Origin of the sequence: Flavobacterium sp., assembly GCF_043722275.1 — a bacterium.
Taxonomy (GTDB): Bacteria; Bacteroidota; Bacteroidia; order Flavobacteriales; family Flavobacteriaceae; genus Flavobacterium.
In genome coordinates this window covers 12,838-36,853 of the sequence record NZ_JAYSPC010000145.1, presented here as the reverse complement: position 1 = coordinate 36,853, position 24,016 = coordinate 12,838, and the positions used below count along the sequence as shown (strand labels likewise).

Sequence of the window (24,016 nt, the reverse complement as noted above, 5' to 3'; positions counted from 1 at the left end):
CTATTTTTTAGATGCAGAATAAATGGTTGCAACCCCAAAAGTTTGAGGTATAGCTACAACATCTATAAACCCAATTTTTATCAAAATATTGTTCAGAGCTTCTCCATATGGAAAAACAGCAGCAGATTCAGACAAGTAACCATAAGCAGAATTGTCTTTAGAAAACAATTTACCAATAATTGGAAGTATGTTTTTGCTGTAAAATTTATATCCTTGTTTATATGGTGTTTTTTCAGGAACAGAAGTCTCTAAGATCACAAAAACTCCATTTGGTTTTAAAACTCTCAAAATTTCACCAAAACCTTTCTCCAGATTTTCGAAATTCCTAACGCCAAAACCAACAGTAATTGCATCAAAATAATTGTCATCAAAAGGTATGTTTTCAGAATCACCTAAAACCATATCAATTACATTTGATAATTTTTTATCTTCGATTTTCTTTTTTCCAACTTCAAGCATTCCGGCAGAAATATCAAGACCAATTATTTTTTCGGCATTTGTTTGAGTCATCAAAATGGCTAAATCACCAGTTCCCGTTGCAATATCAAGAATGATTTTTGGTTTTTTGTCCGAAACTATTTTTAATACTTTTTTTCGCCATTTAATATCAATTCCAAATGAAATCACACGGTTTAAATTGTCGTAGTTCCCAGAAATGTTATCAAACATTTGGGCAACTTGCTCTTTTTTACCTAAAGAAGAGTCTTTATATGGGGTTATTTTTTCAGACATTTTTTTTATTTACGCAAATATAATACAATCTGACTTAACTGTAATTGAGTTTTTTAATTTGTAAAATCAAATGTTTGCGATCAAGCTTGTAATAGGCTTTTGGTATTTGATTTTGACTATTACTAAAACAGGGTATTTTTAAAAAATCCCTAAAACACGGTATTGTGCACCGTAGATTTTATAACCAACTTTGCTTCAGTTAAAAGATAAAATTTTAATGATTGATAGTAAATAAATGACTTGAATCAGATGAATGCTTTTTTTGCACTGGTAATTCATTTGTTCTTGTAAGTAGTTTTGAAAAGTGTTGTTCTTGGGGTCAATACTCTTTTAAAGTGCGAAGTACGTTCTTAGGATTAAATTTGTTTTTGGAAATTTTAATTTTCTTGCCTTTAATATCTTAGTGGTATTTGTTATTAAAGGCGCTTTTGAGACTAGTTCTCGATATATTAAATGTTATTCATTATTTCAGATGTTTTTAACATTTGTGATTTTTGTTACCAAAACTATTACTCGAATGAGTCAGATCTAAAAATCAATCGTTTCTAAAAAACATCCTCCAAAAGAGGGTGTTTTTTTATTTTTTAATGTATGTTTCGTAAGTATAATCATAAAGATGCTTTTCATCTTTAAAGTTTTCTTCACTTTCTACCAGTTGCCATTCGTCATTATTTATTTCAGGAAAAAAAGTATCAGCTTCAAAAGTATGATGAACCTTTGTTATTTCTATAATATCAGTATAAGGTAAACCCAAATTATAAATTTCACCTCCGCCTATAATATACGAATCTTCATTTTCAGGACATACAGTAATTGCTTTTTCAATGCTGTCTACAATAATACAACCTTCAGGATTGTAATCTTTTTGGCGTGTTATAACAACGTGAACCCTGTTTGGTAGTGGTTTCGGGAAGCTTTCAAAAGTTTTTCTTCCCATAATAATATGATGATTTGTAGTTAGCGATTTGAATCTTTTAAAATCATTAGGCAAGTACCAGACTAATTCATTGTTTTTTCCAAGTGCGTTATTTTCGGCAACAGCCGCTATCATTATAATCATGGCGTATAAAACTAAATTTTATTTTCAGTATCCTCATTTATTCGGGATTCTAATTGAGTAATTCTTTTTTGTTGTAAGCCAACAAGTCGGTCAATTTGTTCTCTTTCCCATTTTTTATTCATGAATCGATCTGTGATGTACACCTTTATAAAATGCAGAATAAAAATGAAAAACCAAATTGTTACACCCCAAATACACCAGTTTTGATCTGTAGTATCACCAAAACCAAAAAATCTGTTAGCAATAAATAAAAACAAACTTCCTAGTAGAAAAAGTACAAAATGAAAATACAGGATTTTTTTTTGTCTAAGTCTTCTTCTGGCGTATTCGTATTGTTCGTGCACTTCTTTTTCCATAAGATATAAATGAGGTCATAAAGTTAAAATTTATTTTGTAAACACCCCTATTTAGATTGTAGAATATTTCTGCTAAAATGAGCGGTTAGTTTGAAATTCAAAATTTTACTGGGAATTAATTATTAATACGGCTAAAAAAATATTCTCTTTTTGATATTATCACAAATCGATTCAGGGCATATCAAAAGTTCATGTGAATTTGTTTAATTTTATTGTATAAATCTAAAAACTAAATAGTTATGTCTTTAAAGAAGCAATTTGTTAAAGCCAAGCCAGTTTGTAAAGTTACATTTTCAATAGATGCTAAAGATGCAAGTTCCGCGGCTGTTGTTGGTGATTTTAATAACTGGAATGTCGAAGAAGGAACTTTGAGTAAGTTGAAAAATGGAACTTTTAAAGCCACTTATGATTTAGTTAAAGATGCAATTTACGAGTTTAAATACGTAATTGACGGAAGTTATGTTAACGATCCTGAGGCAGATTCATATAAATGGAATGATTATGCCGGAAGTGAAAATAGTGTATTAGTAGTATAATTTAAACACGAATTTCCCGAATTTCCAACAAATCTTAACGGATAGCTTAATTCGCATAATTAATTCACGAAATAATTAGTGGCAATTTGTGAAATTCGTGTTTATTTTTTTTATACAGCAACACTTCCTTTTATACCAGCGTGTGGTTCATAATCTAAAAGTGTAAAGTCATCAAAATCAAAATCAAAAATATTTTTAATCTCCGAATTCAAAATCATTTTTGGCAATGGTTTAGGATCGCGAGTTAATTGCAATTCTAACTGTTCAAAATGATTGTTGTAAATATGCGCATCTCCAAAAGTGTGAATAAATTCACCATATTCTAAATCGCAAACCTGAGCGATCATCATTGTTAATAATGCGTAAGAAGCAATATTAAACGGAACTCCTAAAAATATATCAGCGCTTCGCTGATACAATTGACAAGAAAGTTTTCCTTTAGTTTCTCCTTTTTCAGGATCAGGACTTGATACATAAAACTGAAAAAATGCGTGACAAGGAGGCAAAGCAGCTTTATTATTAGCTACATTTTCTTCGAATGATTTTTTAGTATCTGGTAAAACAGAAGGATTCCAGGCCGAAACCAACATTCTGCGGCTGTTTGGGTTTGTTTTAAGTTCGGTAATCAATTCAGATATCTGATCAATTTCTTCACTATTCCAATTGCGCCATTGATGTCCGTAAACCGGACCTAAATCGCCATTTGAATCTGCCCAGGCATCCCAGATTTTTACTCCGTTTTCCTGAAGGTATTTTATATTAGTATCGCCTTTTAAAAACCAAAGCAATTCGTAAATAATAGACTTTAAGTGTAATTTTTTAGTTGTAACCATTGGGAAACCTTCACTTAAATCAAAACGCATTTGGTAACCAAAAACACTTTTAGTTCCCGTTCCTGTTCTGTCTCCTTTTTGACAACCGTTTTCTAAAACATGTTGTACTAAATCTAAGTATTGTTTCATTGTTAGTTTATTCGGTTATTCGTTATTTGTTTAATCGGTTAAACGAATAAACAAATCCACGATTAAACAATAAGAATTTATCTTTTCGAGATTTCGTCTCTGATTTTTGCTGCTTTTTCATAATCTTCCTGAGAAACAGCCTGATCTAAAAGCTCATTTAGTTCTTGCAAACTATGTTTGGCATAAACATCACCGGATTGATTGGTTTCTTCTTCATGACCAAAAGTATCAGGATTAGAAAGTACATCGTCAATTTCCTGAGAACCCTGATCAGCATCTGCGGTATTCGATTTTAAGTAAATTCCGGCTTTGTCCAAGATGTTTTTGTAAGTAAAAATAGGAGCATTGAAACGTAAAGCCAATGCAATCGCATCAGAAGTTCTTGCATCAATAATTTCTTCGATTTTGTCTCTTTCGCAAATTAAACTGGAATAAAAAACACCATCAACAAGTTTGTGAATAATCACTTGTTTAACGACAATATCAAATCTTTCAGCGAAGTTTTTAAATAAATCGTGCGTTAATGGGCGAGGAGGTTTAATTTCTTTTTCTAAAGCAATAGCAATCGATTGGGCTTCAAAAGCACCAATAACTATTGGTAATTTTCTTTCGCCATCAACTTCGTTCAAAATTAAGGCATAAGCGCCATTTTGAGTTTGACTGTATGAAATTCCTTTTATGGATAATTTTACTAGACTCATATATGTGGGTAAAAAGGGCAATTAATGCCTCATTTTAATACTTTTTTTGATTGAAAAATAAAGGTGCAATTTTAATCAAAAAATATGGAACAAAAAAGCTACCTAAAACAAAGATACGATTATCTTGTTTTTAGGTAGCTATATTTTTATAGAGAATTTTTAAATTAAGAATGTTGGGCTTTAAAAGCTTTTAATTTTTCAGTTAATTCAGGAATAATTGTAAATGCATCTCCAACAATACCGTAATCTGCAACTTTAAAGAAAGGAGCTTCAGGATCGCTATTGATAACAACTTTTACTTTTGATGAGTTGATACCTGCAATGTGCTGAATAGCACCAGAAATCCCGATAGCAATATATAAGTTCGTTGCTACAGGTTTTCCTGTTTGTCCAACGTGTTCACTGTGAGGTCTCCATCCTAAATCCGAAACTGGTTTAGAACATGCAGTTGCAGCGCCTAAAACAGCAGCTAAATCTTCAACTAATCCCCAGTTTTCAGGACCTTTTAATCCACGTCCGCCAGAAACTACAATGTCAGCATCAGCAATAGACACTTTTCCGCTTACTTTTTCTACAGATTCTACTTTTACTCCAAAGTCATTGTCTCCAATTGTTGGGCTAAAATCTTCTTCAGTTGCAGATCCTGCGCTTTCAAAAATTCCGTAAGAATTTTTAGCTAAGCCAAGAACTTTTACATCTGTACTGATTTCAGTAATATTGAAAGCTTTGTTTGAAAAAGCATTTCTTTTTACCTGAAACGGTGAAGTACTTACTGGTAATCCCACAACATTAGATGCGAAACCAGCATTTAATGATACTGCAACTAATGATGAAAGATAAATACTATCTGTTGTAGAAGATAGTAAAACAACTTTTGTTCCTTCTTTTTCAGCAGCTTGTTTGATAACATCGGCGTAAGCCTTAGCGGTAAAACCAGCTAGTTTATCATTGGTTACTTTTAATACTTTATCAACTCCGTATTTAGATAATTCGCTTACATCACTAATGTTAACGGTTAAAGCGGTTACGGTTGTTCCTAAAGATTCTGCTATTTTTTTAGCGTAAGAAGCTAATTCAAAAGCAACTTTTTTAAATTTTCCTTCTGCAGATTCTGCATATATTAATATTGACATGATTTTTTTGTTTAAAGGTTGTTAGTTTCAGGTTTCAGGTTTCAAGTTGTAAACTGAAGTCTGAAAACCGAGACTGAAAACTGTTTACTAGATTACTTTCGCTTCGTTGTGTAATAAATTGATTAACTCATCTAAATTGTCAGGAGAAATTAATTTTACTGCTGATTTAGGAGCTGGTTTTTCAAATTTCACTGCTTTTGTATTTACAGGTGCGTCAACTGGCTCAAGAATCGTAAGTACTTTTGTTCTTGCAGTCATAATTCCTCTCATATTAGGTATACGAAGATCTTTTTCTTCAACAAGACCTTTTTGACCACCAATAATTAATGGTAAAGTAGTGCTTACAGTTTCTTTTCCGCCATCAATATCACGAACTGCTTTTACATTATTTCCATCAACAGTTAAACTTGTACAAGAGTTTAAAAAGTTAGAACCTAAAATTCCTGCAATCATTCCGGGAACCATTCCACCGTTATAATCTAAAGATTCTTTTCCTGCGATTACTAAATCGTAACCACCATTTTTAATTACTTCAGCCAATTGTTTTGCAACAAAAAAACCGTCTGTTGGATTAGCGTTAATACGAATTGCTTCGTTTGCGCCAATTGCCAATGCTTTACGCAAAGTAGGTTCAGTATCAGGTCCGCCTACATTTACTACAGTTACAGTAGCGCCTTGTTGCTCCTGAAACCAGATTGCACGTGTTAAGCCAAACTCGTCATTAGGATTAATTACATATTGAACACCATTGGTATCGAATTCTGAGTCACCATTGGAGAAGATGATTTTTGAAGTAGTATCAGGCACGTGGCTGATGCAAACTAATATTTTCATAAGTATATATTTTATAGTTCTAAAAATTCATTGTCACAAATTTAGAATATTATTTGGAATAATTATACTATGCATGCATAATATTTTTAAAAACTATTACGATTTCGGAAATTATGAAATTTTGAGCTGTTATTGCTGTAATCAAAAAGAAATAATTGATGCATTGCTGTTGATCCTTAGCAATTTCGCAAAGTACCAGATTCAAACAACTGTTAAACTGCGCTTGTTTTATACTGCTTTTTGAATTGTTGCGTTTTTAGAGAAGAATTTTATCAAAACAATATTAAACAAAAGAGCTGATATTGTTTGAAAGTGTTTATGAACGAAATAACTGTTATTATATCGATTTCGTAAATATCATAATAAATTTTAAAAAGTTAAAAAGCGCAAGAGCAGAAGAAGATCGTGTGATTTTAAATTCGATTTATGCTTTTAAGTTATTTAAAATAATTATTTTTGCTCTTCAGAAAATTCAACATACAATATAAATATGAGAACAATACAATTTAGAGAGGCCATTTGCGAAGCGATGAGCGAAGAAATGCGTCACGATGAATCCATATATTTAATGGGCGAAGAAGTTGCAGAATACAACGGAGCATACAAAGCTTCAAAAGGAATGCTTGCTGAGTTTGGCGAAAAAAGAGTAATCGATACTCCAATTGCTGAGCTTGGTTTTACAGGAATTGCAGTAGGATCAGCTATGAACGGTTGTCGTCCTATTGTGGAGTACATGACTTTCAACTTCTGTTTAGTAGGTATTGATCAAATTATAAATAACGCTGCTAAAATGCGTCAAATGACAGGAGGACAATTTAATGTACCTATCGTTTTTCGTGGACCAACTGCTTCTGCTGGTCAATTAGGAGCGACACACTCACAAGCTTTAGAAAACTGGTTTGCTAATACTCCGGGACTTAAAGTAGTCGTGCCTTCAACTCCTTATGATGCAAAAGGACTTTTAAAATCTGCAATTCGTGATAATGATCCTGTAATTTTTATGGAATCTGAGCAAATGTATGGTGATAAAGGTGAAGTGCCGGACGGAGAATACACAATTCCACTTGGAGTTGCTGATATTAAACGTGAAGGAAAAGATGTTACAATTGTTTCTTTCGGAAAAATCATTAAAGAAGCTTTTATCGCTGCTGATGAATTAGAAAAAGAAGGAATTTCATGTGAGATTATCGACTTAAGAACAGTTCGTCCTATGGATAAAGATGCTATTCTTAAATCTGTTAAAAAAACAAACCGTTTAGTAATTTTAGAAGAAGCCTGGCCATTTGCAAGTATTTCATCTGAAATCACATATATCGTTCAGGAGCAAGCTTTTGATTTTCTTGATGCGCCAATTCAACGTATTACAACTGCAGACACACCTGCACCTTACTCTCCTGTTTTACTAAAAGACTGGTTGCCAAACGCAGCTGATGTAGTAAAAGCAGTAAAGAAAGTAATGTACAAATAGTCAATAAACAATACTCTTAAAACTTCATCAGTCATATTAATTGATGAAGTTTTTTTTTGCCAGATTATGAAAAAAATAATTTTACTCAGCCTATTTTTTGTATTTGCGCTTGCAAATATTGCTACTGCACAAACGAAAGTGAGTGGAATTGTTTTGGACAAATCGAATCAGCCTGTTCCGTTTGCCAATGTTGTTTTTAAAGGGTCAAACACAGGAATAGTTTCTAATGAAGACGGTCGTTTTTATTTGGAATCTCCAACTACCTATACCGCTTTATTAATTACATCAGCAGGATTTTCAGACAAGGAAGTTCCGTTAGAAAAAGCCGTAAATTATGATTTCAAAATAGTTTTAAGCGAAGCTGAAGCACTTAATGAAGTTGTAATTTTTACCGGAAAAACATCTAAAAAGAACAATCCGGCATTAGATATATTGAGAAAAATTTGGGAACGAAAACGTAAAAACGGTTTGTACCAATTCAATCAATATCAAATGCAAAAGTACGAGAAAGTTGAGTTCGACATGAACACAATTGACAGCGCTTTTATGAAAAATAAACTCTTTAAAGGAATGGAGTTTGTGTTTCAACACGTTGATACATCTGATATTACAGGTAAAACTTATTTACCAATTTTTATCAACGAATCATTATATGATGTTTACGGAGATAATAAATTAAAGAAAACAAAAGAAAATATTACCGGAAGTAAAACCTCTGGATTCAATGGAAATCAGCAGATTTTATCTTTTGTAAAAGACCTTTATTCAGATTATAATATTTACGACAATCACCTTAAGTTTTTTGACAAGAGCTTTACAAGTCCGCTTTCAAAAACCGGAATTGATGTTTATAATTATGTCCTGAAAGACAGTGCTTACATTGATAAAAAATGGTGTTATAATATTGTTTTTTATCCAAGACGTAAAAACGAATTGACTTTTAAAGGAGATTTTTGGGTAAATGACACCACTTTTGCGATCAAGAAAATTAATATGGCAGTTACCAAAAGTGCTAATATTAACTGGGTAAAAGATATTTATATCGAACAGGAATTTGAAGTAGAAAACGACTCCGTTTTTCTATTGACCCGCGATTATATGATGTCTGATTTTGCTTTGAATAAAAAAGAAAAATCAAAAGGAGTTTACGGTAAAAGAACCACCTTATATAAAGGTCATAAATTCAATATTCAAAAACCCGAAAGTTTCTATAAACAGGAAGTCAATTATATAGACAACGCCGTTTATGACCGACCGCCCGAATTTTGGGAGGAAAATCGTTTTGAAAAATTAAACAAGGATGAAGCCGGTATTTATAAAATGCTGGACACTTTACAAACTGTCAAGCGATTTAAGCAGCTTTATAGTTTAGTTTCTATTTTAGGAAGTGGTTATGTCGAGTTTAAAAACTTTGATTTCGGACCTATATTTTCCACATTTGGTTACAATGAAGTCGAAGGTTTACGAATCCGTGCAGGAGGAAGAACCTATTTTGGACCAAATGATCCGTGGCGTATTCAGGCATATACCGCTTATGGTTTTGACGATAATAAATTTAAATATGGACTTTCCGGAAAATGGATGGTCGATAAAAAAAATCGGGTTATTATTTCCGGAGGAAACAGGCGCGATATTGAACAAATTGGAGCCAGTTTAACTACAACAAACGATATTTTAGGACGAAGTTTTGCGTCTTCGGCATTATTTACAACAGGAAGTAACGGAAAATTAACCAATATTAATTTAACCAACGTTTCGGTAGAAATGGAACCTATAAAGAACTTTGTCGTTCAGGCAGGTGTTTCATATAGAACGTTAGAATCGGCTTCACCAACTTTTAGTTTAGATTATTATACCACATTGCCAACTGCCGCAAATCCTGCCGGTGTTATTGCAAGTGCAGTAAAACAATCAGAAGCAAATATTCAGTTTGAATATATGCCAAATCGTAAAACAATTGGTTTTGGAGTAGAAAGAGATTTAGTAGATAGTCCGTTCAGCCATTTCTTTGTCAATTTTAGTTATGGACTTAAAGGAGTTATGAATAGTGATTTTGCCTACGAAAAAATACAGCTATTCTACAAACAGCCTATTATAATTGGACCATTAGGAAGATCGAATATTATTCTTGAAACCGGAAAAACCTTTGGTACAATTCCGTTAGGATTAATGAGTGTAATTCCTGGAAACCAGACTTATTTTACAATCGAAAATACGTTTAGTAACTTGAATTTCTACGAATTTATTACAGATCAATACACGACTTTACAATGGAATCATGATTTTGGAGGACGATTATTCTCCAGAATTCCATTCATGAGAAAACTAAACTGGAGAGAATTTGTAGGCGTAAAAGGAGTTTATGGAACTATTTCAAACGCAAACAGAGCCATAAATGCATCAGATCAGCCGTATAATGCACCGGAAAATGTGTATTGGGAATACAATGCCGGAATTGGGAATATCTTTAAAGTTTTCCGTATTGATTTCTCCTGGAGAGGAAGTTATTTAAACGATCCGGGCGCTAATAAATTTGCGGTAAAAGGATCTTTCGGATTCTACTTCTAATAAATTTAGATAGTCTGATTTCATATTATAATTAACAAATAAACATTTTATGAGTGAAAACCAGAATGGTAATAAAATGGCATGGACAACTAATTTAAGAGTTGTTGCAACAATCAGTGTGATTTTTTTGCATGTTTCCTCAGAAATTTTATACCAATTTGGACATATTTCTACTTTTATCTGGTGGACTGGAAATATTTATGACAGTTTAGTTCGTTTCTGCGTTCCTATATTCGTTATGCTCACAGGCGTATTAATGTTAAGCAGAACGTATGAATTAAATGATTTTTTAAGAAAAAGATTTTCAAGAATAGTTTTACCTTTCTTATTCTGGAGTATTATTTATGCAATTTTTGCCGTAAATGATAAAATTTCCGGTGGTAGCCAAATGTCTTTTTTTGCCATTATAAAATGGATAATTCATCAGCTATTAAATGGTGCTTCCTATCATCTTTGGTACATTTATATGATTATTGGCATCTATCTTTTTATTCCAATACTAAGTAAATGGGTTCAAAATGCTACCGAAAACGAGATTTTATATTTTATAATTATCTGGATATTTACCCTGGTTATTAATCAGCCAATTTTATCAGAATTCAGAATTAACATTGATCTCATTTATTTTTCAGGATTTATAGGATATGTCGTTTTAGGATATTATTTATCAATTAAGTCCTTCGCGGTTAGTAAAAGAACGATTAAGGTAATTGCTATCCTTTTAATAATTGTTGGAATTAGTATTACGATTCTTGGTACTTATTTTTTGTCACATCGTAAAAATCACTTTGTAGAATATTTTTATACTAACAATACTTTGAATGTTTTAATGGTTTCTATTGGAGTTTTTATGTTTTTTAAGAACTTCGAAATTTCTAATTTACGAATCATAAAAGCTGTAAATTTCATTAGTAAATATAGTTACGGAATTTATCTGGTACATGTTTTAGTTTTGACTTTCCTGAAGACATTCAAAATAAATTATGGCTTTATAAATCCCATATTGGCAATTCCGGTAACGACTTTACTTTGTTTATTAATATCTACCTTGATTATATATTCTCTAAATAAGTTGCCTTACGGAAAATATATAGCAGGATAAATAATAAAAAATCTGCGTGAAAACAAAACTTTTCGCCTTTGCGTCTTTGCGAGATTTTTTAATTAATTTAGGAGCAATTCCCGCTATCCGTTTCAATCTTTTATTTTTAAAAGAAAAAAACAAAAGGATTTCTCCCGAAGCCTGGGGACTATCGGGCTAAAAAACTCATAGTTATGCAAGGAGCCATAGATTTTCTATCCACAAAAAATCCCATCTTTCAGGAAATAATCGAGAAATACGGATTACCGCAAATCCCAAAACGTCCGCAGGGTTTTGAGACTTTGGTATTATTAATCCTCGAACAGCAAGTCTCTATAGATTCGGCGAAAGCCACATTTTTAAAAATCAAAGCCTATACAACCTGTTACCCTGAAACAATGTCAGTTTTATCAGACGAAGAGTTTCGCGCTTTGGGAGTAAGTCGGCAAAAAACAAAATATATTAAAATTTTGGCGGAAGCTGTTTTAAGCAAAGAACTGGATATTGAAAGTTTAGCGACAAAAACGGCAAAACAAGTCAGGGAAGAACTTATTAAATTAAAAGGAATCGGAAATTGGACGATTGATATTTACCTAATGTTTTGCCTTCAGGAACCGGATTTGATTCCGTTAGGAGATATTGCAGTTATAAATACAATCAAAGAATTGCTTAATATTCACGATAAATTAGAAATGGAAATCCATGCACAACAATGGAGTCCGTATCGATCTTATGCAACATATTTACTGTGGCATTATTATTTAAACAAACGAAATAGGAAGATTACATATTAACTACCTGTTTTTTAAAAGAAAAGTAGGTAGATTAATGTAGTTTTTTATTGTAAAAAAGGATTCTTTAGTTACTTTTGCAATCGAAATTATAGAAATAATAAAAAACGAAAATGACCGCAGACAAACTAACAACTTTCGATGTATTAATCGAAATACCAAGAGGAAGCAGAAATAAATACGAGTACGATTTTGAAATTAAAAGAATGCGTTTTGACAGAATGTTATTCTCTTCAATGATGTATCCTGCAGATTACGGATTTATTCCGGAAACTTTAGCACTTGACGGAGATCCTCTTGATGTATTGGTTTTAATAAACGAACCAACTTTTCCAGGATGTGTTATAGAAGTAAAACCAATTGGTGTTTTCCATATGGCAGATGATAAAGGACCGGATGAAAAAATTATTTGTGTACCGGTTTCTGATCCAATATGGAATTCATTAAATGATCTTTCAGATATAAATGCACACTTATTGAAAGAAATCGAGCATTTCTTCCAGGTTTACAAAGATCTTGAAAACAAACAAGTAGATGTTGAAGGTTGGGGAGACGTAAACGAAGCATTTACTATTATTGCAGAGTGTACAAAACGTTTTAACGATATTGAAAACAAACCGGCAGGATTATTTAGTATTAAATAATTTTAACCCTATTCTATTATAAAAAAAGCAATATTCCGTCAGGAGTATTGCTTTTTTGTTTAAATTCGTTTTAGTTAGTTTATTGAATATTAACCAATAACCATTATAATATTATGAACGAATTTATGATTTACTTGCCAATTGTTATGGCAATTATAGGATTGCTTTTCATGGGAATAAAAAGGACTTGGGTTTTAAAACAAGATGCTGGCGATGGCAAGATGAAAGAGATTTCAGATTACATTTACGAAGGCGCTTTAGCATTTTTAAAAGCCGAATATCGCTTACTCACTTTTTTTGTAATTGGCGCAAGTTTAGTTTTAGCCGGAATTTCTTTTATTGTTCCTACTACACATATATTAATAGTTGTGGCATTTATTTTTGGCGCATTTTTCTCGGCTTTAGCCGGAAACATGGGAATGAAAATAGCAACTAAAACAAATGTTAGAACGACTCAGGCAGCACGTACAAGTTTGCCGCAAGCCTTAAAAGTTTCTTTTGGCGGCGGAACTGTAATGGGTTTAGGCGTTGCAGGTTTAGCAGTTTTAGGACTAACAGGATTTTTTATTATTTTCTTTCAAATATTCATGCACGGAGTCTGGACTTCATCTGAAGATATGACCAAAGTTTTAGAAACTTTAGCAGGATTTTCTCTTGGTGCAGAATCAATTGCTCTTTTCGCCAGAGTTGGTGGCGGAATCTACACAAAAGCAGCTGATGTTGGTGCAGATTTAGTAGGTAAAATTGAAGCCGGAATTCCGGAAGATGATCCTCGTAATCCCGCAACAATTGCAGATAACGTAGGAGATAATGTAGGAGATGTTGCAGGAATGGGAGCCGATTTATTTGGTTCGTATGTAGCAACTGTTTTAGCAGCAATGGTTTTAGGGAATTACGTAATCAAAGATATGGGCGGAAACATTCAGGATGTTTTTGGCGGAATTGGTCCCATTTTATTACCAATGGCAATTGCCGGTTTCGGAATCTTATTTTCGATTATAGGAACTACACTTGTAAAAATTTCTGATGATAACGCCAAAGAAGCACAAGTACAAAAAGCATTGAATATAGGAAACTGGGTTTCGATTGTTTTAACAGCAATTGCGTGTTATTTTTTAGTGCAATATATGTTGCCGGAAACCATGCAAATGAGCTTTTTTGGCGAAGGTTCTAAAGATATTTCCTCAATGCGTGTTTTCTACGCTACGATAGTTGGTTTAATAGTTGGCGGAGCAATTTCATCAGTAACAGAATATTATACAGGATTAGGTACAAAACCCGTTATGGCAATTGTACAAAAATCTTCAACCGGAGCAGGAACAAATGTTATTGCGGGTTTGGCAACAGGAATGATTTCTACTTTTCCAACCGTAATTTTGTTTGCCGCTGCAATCTGGATTTCGTATGCCCTGGCAGGTTTTTACGGAGTAGCGCTGGCAGCATCAGCAATGATGGCAACAACGGCAATGCAATTAGCGATTGATGCTTTTGGACCAATATCTGACAACGCGGGAGGAATTGCTGAAATGAGCGAATTACCCAAAGAAGTTCGTACCAGAACAGATATTTTAGATTCAGTAGGAAATACAACAGCCGCAACCGGAAAAGGTTTTGCAATTGCATCTGCAGCATTAACTTCATTAGCATTATTTGCTGCTTATGTAACTTTTACAGGAATCGACGGAATCAATATTTTTAAAGCACCGGTTTTAGCGATGTTATTTGTCGGCGGAATGATTCCCGTAGTATTCTCGGCTTTAGCCATGAATTCTGTTGGAAAAGCTGCGATGGATATGGTTTATGAAGTGCGTCGTCAATTCAAGGAAATTCCGGGAATTATGGAAGGAACCGGAAAACCTGAATACGGAAAATGTGTTGAAATTTCGACAAAAGCTGCTTTACGCGAAATGATGTTGCCGGGAATTCTAACAATTGGTTTCCCTATTGCTATTGTACTTTTAGGCAAATTAGTTTACGGAGATAACAATCAATTAATTGCCGAAATGTTAGGCGGATATATGGCTGGTGTAACGGTTTCAGGAGTACTTTGGGCAGTTTTTCAAAACAATGCCGGAGGTGCGTGGGATAATGCTAAAAAATCTTTTGAAGCCGGAGTTTTAATCAACGGAGAAATGACTTATAAAGGTTCTGATGCGCATAAAGCAGCAGTAACCGGAGATACAGTTGGAGATCCGTTTAAAGATACTTCAGGACCGTCGATGAATATTTTAATTAAATTAACTTGTTTGATTGGTTTAGTAATTGCACCTATTTTAGGCGAAGGACATTCATCTTCAATAATAGCTGGAAAAGATTCCTGTTGTGCTAAAACAGAAATGCTCGCAGGTGGAGTTTCTAAATGTGGTGATTTATCCGGAATGACAAAAGATGAATGCATTAAGATGTGCAAAGAAAAAGGTTGTACTGCCGAAGAAACTGCAAAATGTTTGGCACATTATGATGCAAAAGGAAAATATGCTCATCAAAAAACAGATTGTTTTGACACAAGTAAATACGAGAAAAACCGCGTTGAAGTAAATTTATCTACTACAAACGGCGTAACCGTTGGAACCGTAACTAAAACAGAAAACGGTAAAACAACTACAGAAGTTTATGAAGGAACAGAAGCTGAAGTAAAAGCAAAAATTGAAGCTGCGAAATAAAAGAATTTTATAATTTTTTAGTTGAAAAAATAAGCGCACAAAAAAGCCACAATCATTGTCATCCCGAGGAACGAGGGATCTCCGCAAGTAGCTCGACAATTTAGGAAAAAAACTTTGCGTTAGTTTCTTGTGAAGATTCCTCGTTCCTCGGAATGACAAAAAAATGCTTAAAAAAAATGCCTCTAAAATTTTAGAGGCATTTTTATTGCTTTTAATCGGGCATTGGAATTGGATAATGTATTTCTTCATATTTCTCTATGAGTGTCACTAAAGCATCTAATTCTTTAGCCTCGTTTGTATTTGGTTTAGCCTCAAAAAGAATATTTACTCTTGATAAAGCTAAATCGTAATCCTGCTCTGTTTTAATTGATATAATTTCCATTTCTATAATTTTAAATTGTAATATCTCTATCCCTTCATTGCCCCCATTGCGCTGCGCATTCCCATACCGTATAACAAAATACCTGCAAAGAAAAGAGTCAGTAAAAGTGCAATGATTAAATTAATCAATGCTATAATCCATGTTTTTTTAATTTTTGTTTTTCTACTTAAATAAAAAACATAACATTGAATAAGGAAATAAACAAACAATGGAATCCAATAATACATTTCAAACGCGCGATTGTCAGTTATAAAAACGGCTATGGTTACAGCAATAATACAAGATACAAGGCTGATAACAAATATTCTGGTTTTAGTTATGGACATAAATAATATTGTTTAAAATAAAAAATCCCGACAGAATCAGGATTTTTGAGTTATATGTTTTTTAAGAATTAAGGATTAGTTTCTAAAACAATCCATTTAATTCCGCATCAATTCTATTAATGATGTTTCCTAAATCTTCAGGATTATCAACGAAATTAATGTTATCAACATCAATAATTAATAATTTTCCTTTAGTATAAGTCTGAACCCAGGCTTCGTATCTTTCATTCAAACGGCTTAAATATTCGATCGAAATTGAATTTTCATATTCACGTCCGCGTTTGTGAATTTGCCCGACAAGATTAGGAATAGAACTTCTTAAATAAATCAATAAATCAGGCGCTTTGACCAATGATTCCATTAATTCAAAAAGAGAAGTATAATTTTCGAAATCTCGACTTGTCATTAAACCCATTGAATATAAGTTGGGAGCAAAAATATAAGCATCTTCATAAATCGTTCGATCCTGAATAATTTTCTTACCGCTTTCACGAATCTGCAATACCTGACGGAAACGGCTGTTCAGGAAATAAATCTGCAAATTAAACGACCAACGTTCCATTTGATGGTAAAAATCATCTAAATAAGGATTGTCAACGACATCTTCATAATGAGGTTCCCATTTAAAATGTTTGGCTAATAATTTAGTCAGAGTTGTTTTTCCAGCTCCTATATTTCCTGCTATTGCTATGTGCATTACGGTGTTACGATTTTATAATTTGTTATTTCTTTGGCTGTAAAAATAGATAAAATTTGGTCTTTGTAGCAGAATTTATCAAACGATTTTTCTAAAATTTCAATTTGAGAAAATGCATTTGAATTTGTACTTGTAATGTCTTTAAAATACAACAAATAGCTTTGCTGAAAAGATATTGATGGTTGTTAATTATCTCGATTGAATCAAAATCAGCAACATTTCCTAAAGCAGTTGTTTTTCCGAAAATATCACAGGAAAACCAATTGTTTTTTTTATCAATCCAATAAAAAGTATTGAAATCAGTCTGGTAATATTTTATAGGTTCAATTAAAGGCGTAGAAACCGTTTTGTACTCATTTTTTAAATAATCAAAAAGACTAATTTGCTGGTTTAAAGCATTGTAAATCCATAGCTGATTTTGTGTTGACATTCCGATTGCCGAAACTACAATTGGCGTATTATCTAAGGAAAAATTAATTTCGGTGATTTTATTCAGTTGATTGTCTAATAAAACTACGGTATTAAAATCTTCGTAAAATAAAACAATTTTAAGTGGATTTTGTAAATCGACTTTAGTAATATTTCCTAATGACACATTTTTATATTCAAAAACCTCTTTTCCTTTAATTTTACTAAAGACATTGTTTTTAATCTGATAAGAAAATCCAAAAGAATCATATCCCAAAAATTCATCGGCATCAATTGTAAAATGAGAAACGGAAGGCGCTGTTATTCTTTGACTTTGCGAAAATAAAGCCGAAAAAGAGCAGCAAATAAAAAGAATATAAAAAATAAAAGACGCAGTTTTACTCATTAGAATTGGGTTTCTGAAGAGCCAAATTACAAAAAACTAAAGTAGTAATCGCGAAATGCCAGAGATTAAGTCGTGAATCTATCTATATCGTAATAGTCTAAGTAATAGCGGGTTTTGTCTATATCTTATAAGGATTGATATATTTAACTTTCGGGATTTTAAAATAAACAATACATTTGAGTGTAAGTTTTATTGGATTAACTCAATTTTAAAGAAAACGCAATGAAAAAAATAATCTATTATATGTCCTCAATGCTTGTATTTACTCAAATGCAGGCACAAAAAGACTTTCAGGGAATGGCTGTTTATGAATCAAAAACCCAGCCGCCAAAGTTTGAAGGCATGCGGGGAAATCGTGATATCACGCCGGAAATGCAGAAAAATATGGAAGAGCGAATGAAAAAAATGCTCGAAAAAACGTTTATTCTCAATTTTGATAAATCGGCTTCAATCTATAAGGAAGAAGAAAAACTGGAAGCTCCCGGACAACAAAATGGCGGAATGCGCGTCATGATGAACTCATTTATGGGCGGCGGCGGAACTTTTTATAAAGATGTAAAAACAAAATCATATACAGTTGATAAGGAATTTATGGGAAAAGAATTTCTTGTGATAGATTCTTTGCCAAAACTAAACTGGAAAATGGAATCTGAAACCAAACAAATTGGCGGTTATACTTGTTATAAAGCAACGGCGGTGAAAGAAGCCAGTAAAACTGATTTCAGAAACTTCAGACCTAAAAATAATGACGATAAAAAGCCGGAAGAGAAAAAGGATGACGCAAAGAAAACTTCGGGAGAAACGAAAACCAACTTCGAGGATAATTTTGAAATGCCAAAAGAAGTAACAATTACCGCTTGGTATTCGCCGGAGATTCCGGTCAATCAGGGACCGGAAAATTATTGGGGATTACCAGGTTTAATTTTGGAAGTAAATGATGGAAGAACAACCATTTTATGTTCAAAAATTGTTTTGAATGCAAAAGAAAAAGTCGAGATAAAACCCTCTAAAAAAGGCAAAGTGATTTCTCAAAAAGATTATGATGATACCGTAATTAAAAAAATGGAAGAATTTAGAGAAATGAATCGTGGTCGTGCAGACGGACCGCCTCCAATGATGGGAAGATAAGAATTCATAAAATTCCAATTTTCAAATTCCAAATTCCAAATTTCAATTGCTTCGCCTGTTCGCTATCGCTCGGGTTCAAATTCCAACATTTTTATAATGAACAAAATACTTTGTGTCGTAACCTTTTTATTGACTTCTGTTTCCTTTTCTCAAAGTATTCGTTTTGATGGTTTTATTCAGGACGAGCAAAAAAATCCGTTGGAAATGGCCAATATTATGGCGGTAAACAATGAGACAAAAGCAATGGATTCGTACGGAATCACTAATGATAAAGGAAAATTTCAGTTAACCTTAAAATCTAATACTTCTTACTCGATCAAAGTAAGTTATCTGGGTATGAAATCGAAAGAAATTGCGGTTGCTACACAAACTGCAAATATCGTTCAGAACATCGTTATGGATGATACCGGAATTGAACTTGAAGGCGTTGAGATTGTTCGTGAAATGCCCGTGTCTATAAAAGGAGATACTATTGTATATAATGCCGATTCGTTTAAATCCGGAACGGAAAAAAAACTGGAAGATATACTGAAAAAATTGCCCGGCGTTGAGGTAAATGCCGATGGAGAAATTGAAGTTGAAGGTAAAAAAGTGAGTAAATTAATGGTTGAAGGCAAGGATTTTTTTGACGGAGATACAAAACTTGGCGTTAAAAATATTCCTGCTGATGCGATTGATAAAATTCAGGTTCTAAGAAATTATAATGAAGTTGGCGCATTAAAAGGTTTAGAAAACGATCAGGATAATGTGGCGATGAATATTAAACTGAAAGATGGTAAAAAGAACTTTTGGTTTGGGGATGTAACCGCCGGAACCGGAGTTGGAGAACTTGACAGCCGTTATATTATTAACCCAAAATTGTTTTATTACAGTCCAAAATACAGCATTAATTTAATTACAAATTTCAACAATATTGGTGAATTACCACTTACGGCTCAGGATTATTTTAAGTTCACGGGAGGATTTAAAAATATGATGAAAAAAGGCGGAAGTAATTTTAATGTTTCATCAAATGATTTAGGGATTTCGATTTTAAGAAATAATCGCGCGAAGGAAATCGAAACGAAATTTGGCGCAACAAACTTTGCTTATTCGGTTACTAAAAAATGGAATATTAGCGGTTTTGGAATATTATCTACTTCAAAAACGGATCTGGAAACAAAATCTCAAACTACGATTTTAGATTCCGGAGATCAGCAAAAAAGAGACGAAGAAACCCGTCAAAAAAACAATTTAGGACTTTTTAAATTAAGTTCGACTTATAAACCTAATGACAAATTTCAGTTTGATTATGACATCTTAACAAAACTGTCCAAACAAAATGAAGACACAGAATTGTTGCGTGAATCTGTTGTGAGTAATGTTTCGAGTTTAGAAACAATTTTGACTAATAAAAAACAAGATCCAACATCGATAAATCAAAACCTTAGTTTGTATTATACACAAAGCGCCAAGAATATTTTTGCTTTTGAAATGCAGCATTTGTATCAGGATGAAAATCCATTTTATAATGCCAATTTGCGTACACAGCCTTTTAGTTTGTTGGGTTATACTTCCGGACAAGAAAGAAATGACCTGAATCAGGATCGATTTGTAAAAACAAATAAGGTAGATGCTAAATTGGATTACTATTATATGGTAACGCCAAAAAGTAACATCAATATTACGTTAGGAAATACATATTCATATCAGGATTTTAATTCTCATATTTTTCAAATGTTGGATAACGGAGATAAAAATGACCTGAATAATGCCGAAAATAACAACAATGTCAATTATAATTTTAATGATGTGTTTTTAGGATTTCATTACAAAATTTTATCGGGAAAATTTACTTTAACTCCTGGTGTCAGCGTGCATTCGTATACGATGAAAAACACACAATTAGGAACAGATTATTCTCAGAATTTCACGAAAGTATTACCTGATTTTTTTGCTTTATATCAAATCAAGAAAGCTGAAACGCTAACTTATAATTTTTCATTGTCCAATGATTTTACAGATATTAATCAATTGGCTGCGGGTTATGTTTTATCAGATTACAGCAGTTTGTTTCGCGGAAATCGTTTGCTGGAAAATGCAACTTCGCAAGTACATTCACTTCGTTATTTTAAATATAATATGTTCAATTTTGAGAACATTTTTGCCAATGCAACTTATACTAAAAAAGTGGACGCAATTAAAACCAAAGCCGATTTTGAAGGAATTAATCAGTCTTCATCACCTTATAATTCAAATCTGGCAGATGAAACTTTTACCGGAATGGGAAATTACGGTCGTTCGTTTTTAAAGAATTATAAAGCTTCGGTTAATGCGACTTTCAATTGGTCAAAATTCAATAATATTCAAAATGAAGTATTGGCAACCACAGAAAGTTTTAGTCAGAGTTACACCGTAAAAGCTTCAACAAATTATAAAGGATTGCCTAATATTGAGTTTGGTTATAACGTTTTGATTAACAAATATAGCGGTTCAACTTATTATACAGATAAACCTTTTGCAAGATTAGATTATTACTTTCTGGATAGCTTTTCGTTTGTTTCAGAATATGAGTTTTACCATTATTACAATGGCAATAAAACAGTCAATAACGAATATGATTTTTTAAGTGCGAGTTTAATTTATCAAAAAAAGGACAGCAAATGGGAATACAAAATAGCGGCTACAAACTTGCTAAATACTAAATATCTTAATGATGACAGTTTCTCACAGTTCTCAACAAGAGTTTCTCAGTATACCGTGCAGCCCCGCTACATCATGTTTTCGATGAAATATAATTTATAGTATATATTAAGTATCTATTTCAAATTTTAAGAGACTTGGTTTCCATAATAATCAAATATCTTTACGCTTAATATTAACAAGCCAAAATTTATATTATGCGCAATTATATATGGAGTTTCTTAGCGTTCTTTTGTTTAATATCCGTTTCCTTTTCTCAAACAAAAAATATTGAAAAAGGATCTTATTTGTCTACAAACAAAGGTCAGAAAATCAAGTTAAATTTATTGGATGATAATAAATACGAGTTGGTTTTTTATTCAGGTAATTATGAGATTAAAGGCGATTCATTATTGTTTACTTCAAGTGCAAAGACAGAAAGTGGTTTTGAACTTGCCTTTAAAAATGATAAAAAAGCAAAAAAAATAAAACTAAAATTCTCAGATGCTGTTTACTATTATTCTTTTTATGTAGGAACTCAAAACGGTTCGGGCAATGTTGAATATCAAAGATTATCAGATATTAAGGATAAAGTAAATCCTCAAGATGATAAAACCGATGTAGATTTTGAAATTGAAAAAGCCGATTATCTGTATTTAGTTTACGAAGAATTTGGAGGAAGCAGTAAAGTTTCGAAATTTGCTTTACCAAAAGATGTTTCAGAAGTTACCATCAAATATCTGATGGATATTGCCGGGGATTTGAATATTTCAGGGTTTTATGATCAAAAGACAAAAGAATTGATGATTGCTGAACAATCAGGAAAAAGTCCGTTGGTTTTTCGTAATGCAAAAGATACTCAGCCGGAAAAACCATCTCAGGTAACTCCATTAGAAAATAAAACAATTCCTAACTGGACATATCCCGGAAAAGAAGCTTTGGTAAGTGAGGATTTTGGTACCGCTGTTGATTCTACCGTTGTGGAAACTGATCCTGTTCCTGCAACATATGATTTTAAATTAAAAATCGAAAATAATTTAAAAAGCGCTCTTTCATCTAATAAAACAGCTAAAAATAAATATTTAATAGTTGCGGTTGACAGCAAAAACACTTCGGCGAAAGCTGATTTTGATACTTTTATTAAAGATCAGCAAACACAAATAGGGTATACAATGTACGATTCCTATCATCCTGAATATGACTTGTACAATTTTTATTTGGCTACAGCCGATGATAAAAAATGGTTGAAAACAAATAAAATTACAGATTCTCCAAGTGTAGTTATTTTAAATAATAACGGAGATGTTTTGGCTGTTGCAAAATCTAATTTGACAGATAAACAATATCAGTTCAATTATTATGACGGACTTTATAAAAAATTACAAAGAATAGAAAGATTCTCTGCTTTTAATAAAACAATAAAAAACAAAAAAGCTACGGATGCTGATTTAATTCAGGCTTTTAATAAAGTTGCGGTTCTTGAAATAACTTATGATTATGAAACAGAAGTAAATGATGAAAATCCAACTGAATTTAAGTTTGTAAATACTGCTTTGGATAAAAAAGAAGTGAATCAAACGTGGAAAAATCTAATTACAGCACATCAAAAAGACGCAAAACCAAATATGTATCTGGTTGAAACTATCTTGAAAGAAATTAAAAATCAGGGATTCTCTAAACAGTTTTTTAAAGATGAAAAAGTTTTAAACGACACTGATTTTCTTTCGATAGATTATTTAATCAAACATTATGACGCTATAGATGCGGAACGCGTAGCATTTAATGCAAAAGAAGGCGAAACGCACTTAATAGGAAGTTTGAATACTGAAATTGCGAGCGCATTACAGCAAAATAAATATGTATCTGAAAATAATATTGCAGCAGATAAAAATGAAAGCAAAACAATTTCGGTTTATAAAAAGTTAATCGCTGGCGGAAAAGGAAACTTTGAGGCTTATCAAAATTACTTTGAATTTCTGGAAGGAACGCAAGATAAAGATGGTTCTAATACCACTTATTTAAAAGAGTTCAGCACTTATTTTAATTCGAATCTGGCAACGGATAAAGGAAGTGCGATCGAAAAATTAGACGATATGTTTACGTCATTAGATCCTAACTCTGATTATTCGTATAACGGATGGAATTCATTTAAGGAATATCATTCTAATTTGGCTAATTCAGCAGCGTGGATCGTAGTTTCAAAACCCGGAAATAATGGTTTTATAAAATCGGCAATTACATGGTCAGAATATAGTTTAGTGGTAGCAAAAAACAATCCTTATTATTTAGATACGCTGGCACAATTATATTATAAAGACGGACAAAAGCAAAAAGCAATTGAAACACAAACTCTGGCGGTTAAATATTTAACCGCTGAGGTAGAAGAAGAAACAGCAATTGAAATAAAAGAAACGTTAAGCAAAATGCAAAACGGAACGTATTAAAATTAGAAAGCCTTTGAATTATTTTCAAAGGCTTT

General features: G+C 32.5%; 22 protein-coding genes. 11 read left to right on the top strand and 11 right to left on the bottom strand.

Annotated elements, in window-relative coordinates; translation table 11 throughout:
* The 3 genes from ubiE to ACHZDT_RS17480 form a co-directional block, all read right to left on the bottom strand.
* On the bottom strand, window positions 1-732 hold the full coding sequence (ubiE, locus tag ACHZDT_RS17490; protein ID WP_394775939.1) for a bifunctional demethylmenaquinone methyltransferase/2-methoxy-6-polyprenyl-1,4-benzoquinol methylase UbiE: 732 nt from the start codon (window positions 730-732) through the stop codon (window positions 1-3).
* A 577-nt stretch (window positions 733-1,309) separates the two neighbouring features.
* A complete protein-coding gene (locus ACHZDT_RS17485) occupies window positions 1,310-1,792 on the bottom strand; it encodes a dihydrofolate reductase (RefSeq protein WP_394775938.1) in 483 nt (160 codons plus the stop codon).
* A gap of 11 nt (window positions 1,793-1,803) precedes the next feature.
* Complete coding sequence (locus tag ACHZDT_RS17480) at window positions 1,804-2,148, bottom strand: 2TM domain-containing protein (protein WP_394775936.1); 345 nt, start codon at window positions 2,146-2,148, stop codon at window positions 1,804-1,806.
* 239 nt (window positions 2,149-2,387) lie between these two features.
* Between ACHZDT_RS17480 and ACHZDT_RS17475 the strand changes: the two genes are divergently transcribed.
* Window positions 2,388-2,684: an isoamylase early set domain-containing protein gene (locus ACHZDT_RS17475; protein ID WP_394775934.1), complete on the top strand. Its 297-nt coding sequence runs from the start codon at window positions 2,388-2,390 to the stop codon at window positions 2,682-2,684.
* 110 nt (window positions 2,685-2,794) lie between these two features.
* Here the strand turns inward: ACHZDT_RS17475 and ACHZDT_RS17470 are convergent, their stop codons facing one another.
* The 4 genes from ACHZDT_RS17470 to ACHZDT_RS17455 all read right to left on the bottom strand — a co-directional run bounded on the left by ACHZDT_RS17470 (window position 2,795) and on the right by ACHZDT_RS17455 (window position 6,314).
* Window positions 2,795-3,646: a thymidylate synthase gene (locus tag ACHZDT_RS17470; protein ID WP_394775933.1), complete on the bottom strand. Its 852-nt coding sequence runs from the start codon at window positions 3,644-3,646 to the stop codon at window positions 2,795-2,797.
* Window positions 3,647-3,723: 77 nt separating this feature from the next.
* Entirely contained in the window at window positions 3,724-4,347 is a 624-nt protein-coding gene (locus ACHZDT_RS17465) for a bifunctional nuclease domain-containing protein (RefSeq protein WP_394775931.1), read from the bottom strand.
* Window positions 4,348-4,511: 164 nt separating this feature from the next.
* A complete protein-coding gene (locus tag ACHZDT_RS17460) occupies window positions 4,512-5,480 on the bottom strand; it encodes an electron transfer flavoprotein subunit alpha/FixB family protein (RefSeq protein WP_394775930.1) in 969 nt (322 codons plus the stop codon).
* Window positions 5,481-5,567: 87 nt separating this feature from the next.
* Window positions 5,568-6,314 carry an electron transfer flavoprotein subunit beta/FixA family protein gene (locus ACHZDT_RS17455; RefSeq protein ID WP_394775929.1) on the bottom strand — a complete coding sequence of 249 codons (747 nt, stop codon included), beginning with the start codon at window positions 6,312-6,314 and terminating at the stop codon, window positions 5,568-5,570.
* A 490-nt stretch (window positions 6,315-6,804) separates the two neighbouring features.
* On the opposite strand from ACHZDT_RS17455, the gene ACHZDT_RS17450 reads away from it, so the two are divergent.
* From ACHZDT_RS17450 to ACHZDT_RS17420, 7 genes are all read left to right on the top strand, one after another.
* The gene (locus ACHZDT_RS17450; protein ID WP_394775928.1) at window positions 6,805-7,782 is read left to right on the top strand and encodes a pyruvate dehydrogenase complex E1 component subunit beta; all 978 of its coding nucleotides are present in this window, start codon (window positions 6,805-6,807) and stop codon (window positions 7,780-7,782) included.
* 66 nt (window positions 7,783-7,848) lie between these two features.
* Window positions 7,849-10,350: a DUF5686 family protein gene (locus tag ACHZDT_RS17445; protein WP_394775926.1), complete on the top strand. Its 2,502-nt coding sequence runs from the start codon at window positions 7,849-7,851 to the stop codon at window positions 10,348-10,350.
* A gap of 49 nt (window positions 10,351-10,399) precedes the next feature.
* Window positions 10,400-11,452 (top strand): acyltransferase, encoded by a 1,053-nt coding sequence (locus tag ACHZDT_RS17440; RefSeq protein WP_394775925.1) that lies wholly within the window; start codon window positions 10,400-10,402, stop codon window positions 11,450-11,452.
* 16 nt (window positions 11,453-11,468) lie between these two features.
* Complete coding sequence (locus ACHZDT_RS17435; protein ID WP_394775924.1) at window positions 11,469-11,612, top strand: hypothetical protein; 144 nt, start codon at window positions 11,469-11,471, stop codon at window positions 11,610-11,612.
* Between the two features lie 13 nt (window positions 11,613-11,625).
* Entirely contained in the window at window positions 11,626-12,225 is a 600-nt protein-coding gene (locus ACHZDT_RS17430) for a DNA-3-methyladenine glycosylase family protein (RefSeq protein WP_394775923.1), read from the top strand.
* Window positions 12,226-12,335: 110 nt separating this feature from the next.
* A complete protein-coding gene (locus ACHZDT_RS17425; protein ID WP_394775922.1) occupies window positions 12,336-12,866 on the top strand; it encodes an inorganic diphosphatase in 531 nt (176 codons plus the stop codon).
* A 113-nt stretch (window positions 12,867-12,979) separates the two neighbouring features.
* Window positions 12,980-15,529, top strand: coding sequence for a sodium-translocating pyrophosphatase (locus ACHZDT_RS17420; RefSeq protein ID WP_394775921.1), 2,550 nt, complete (start codon window positions 12,980-12,982; stop codon window positions 15,527-15,529).
* A gap of 211 nt (window positions 15,530-15,740) precedes the next feature.
* On the opposite strand, the gene ACHZDT_RS17415 is transcribed toward ACHZDT_RS17420, so the two are convergent.
* The 4 genes from ACHZDT_RS17415 to ACHZDT_RS17400 form a co-directional block, all read right to left on the bottom strand.
* Entirely contained in the window at window positions 15,741-15,911 is a 171-nt protein-coding gene (locus ACHZDT_RS17415; protein ID WP_394775920.1) for a hypothetical protein, read from the bottom strand.
* 26 nt (window positions 15,912-15,937) lie between these two features.
* Window positions 15,938-16,237 (bottom strand): hypothetical protein, encoded by a 300-nt coding sequence (locus ACHZDT_RS17410; RefSeq protein WP_394775919.1) that lies wholly within the window; start codon window positions 16,235-16,237, stop codon window positions 15,938-15,940.
* Window positions 16,238-16,319: 82 nt separating this feature from the next.
* Entirely contained in the window at window positions 16,320-16,934 is a 615-nt protein-coding gene (locus ACHZDT_RS17405) for a deoxynucleoside kinase (RefSeq protein WP_394775918.1), read from the bottom strand.
* A 91-nt stretch (window positions 16,935-17,025) separates the two neighbouring features.
* Window positions 17,026-17,748 (bottom strand): hypothetical protein, encoded by a 723-nt coding sequence (locus ACHZDT_RS17400; RefSeq protein ID WP_394775917.1) that lies wholly within the window; start codon window positions 17,746-17,748, stop codon window positions 17,026-17,028.
* Between the two features lie 222 nt (window positions 17,749-17,970).
* Between ACHZDT_RS17400 and ACHZDT_RS17395 the strand changes: the two genes are divergently transcribed.
* From ACHZDT_RS17395 to ACHZDT_RS17385, 3 genes are all read left to right on the top strand, one after another.
* A complete protein-coding gene (locus ACHZDT_RS17395; protein ID WP_394775916.1) occupies window positions 17,971-18,876 on the top strand; it encodes a GLPGLI family protein in 906 nt (301 codons plus the stop codon).
* Window positions 18,877-18,972: 96 nt separating this feature from the next.
* On the top strand, window positions 18,973-21,660 hold the full coding sequence (locus ACHZDT_RS17390) for a carboxypeptidase-like regulatory domain-containing protein (RefSeq protein WP_394775915.1): 2,688 nt from the start codon (window positions 18,973-18,975) through the stop codon (window positions 21,658-21,660).
* A 95-nt stretch (window positions 21,661-21,755) separates the two neighbouring features.
* On the top strand, window positions 21,756-23,981 hold the full coding sequence (locus ACHZDT_RS17385) for a hypothetical protein (protein ID WP_394775914.1): 2,226 nt from the start codon (window positions 21,756-21,758) through the stop codon (window positions 23,979-23,981).
* The last annotated feature ends 35 nt before the right edge of the window (window positions 23,982-24,016 follow it).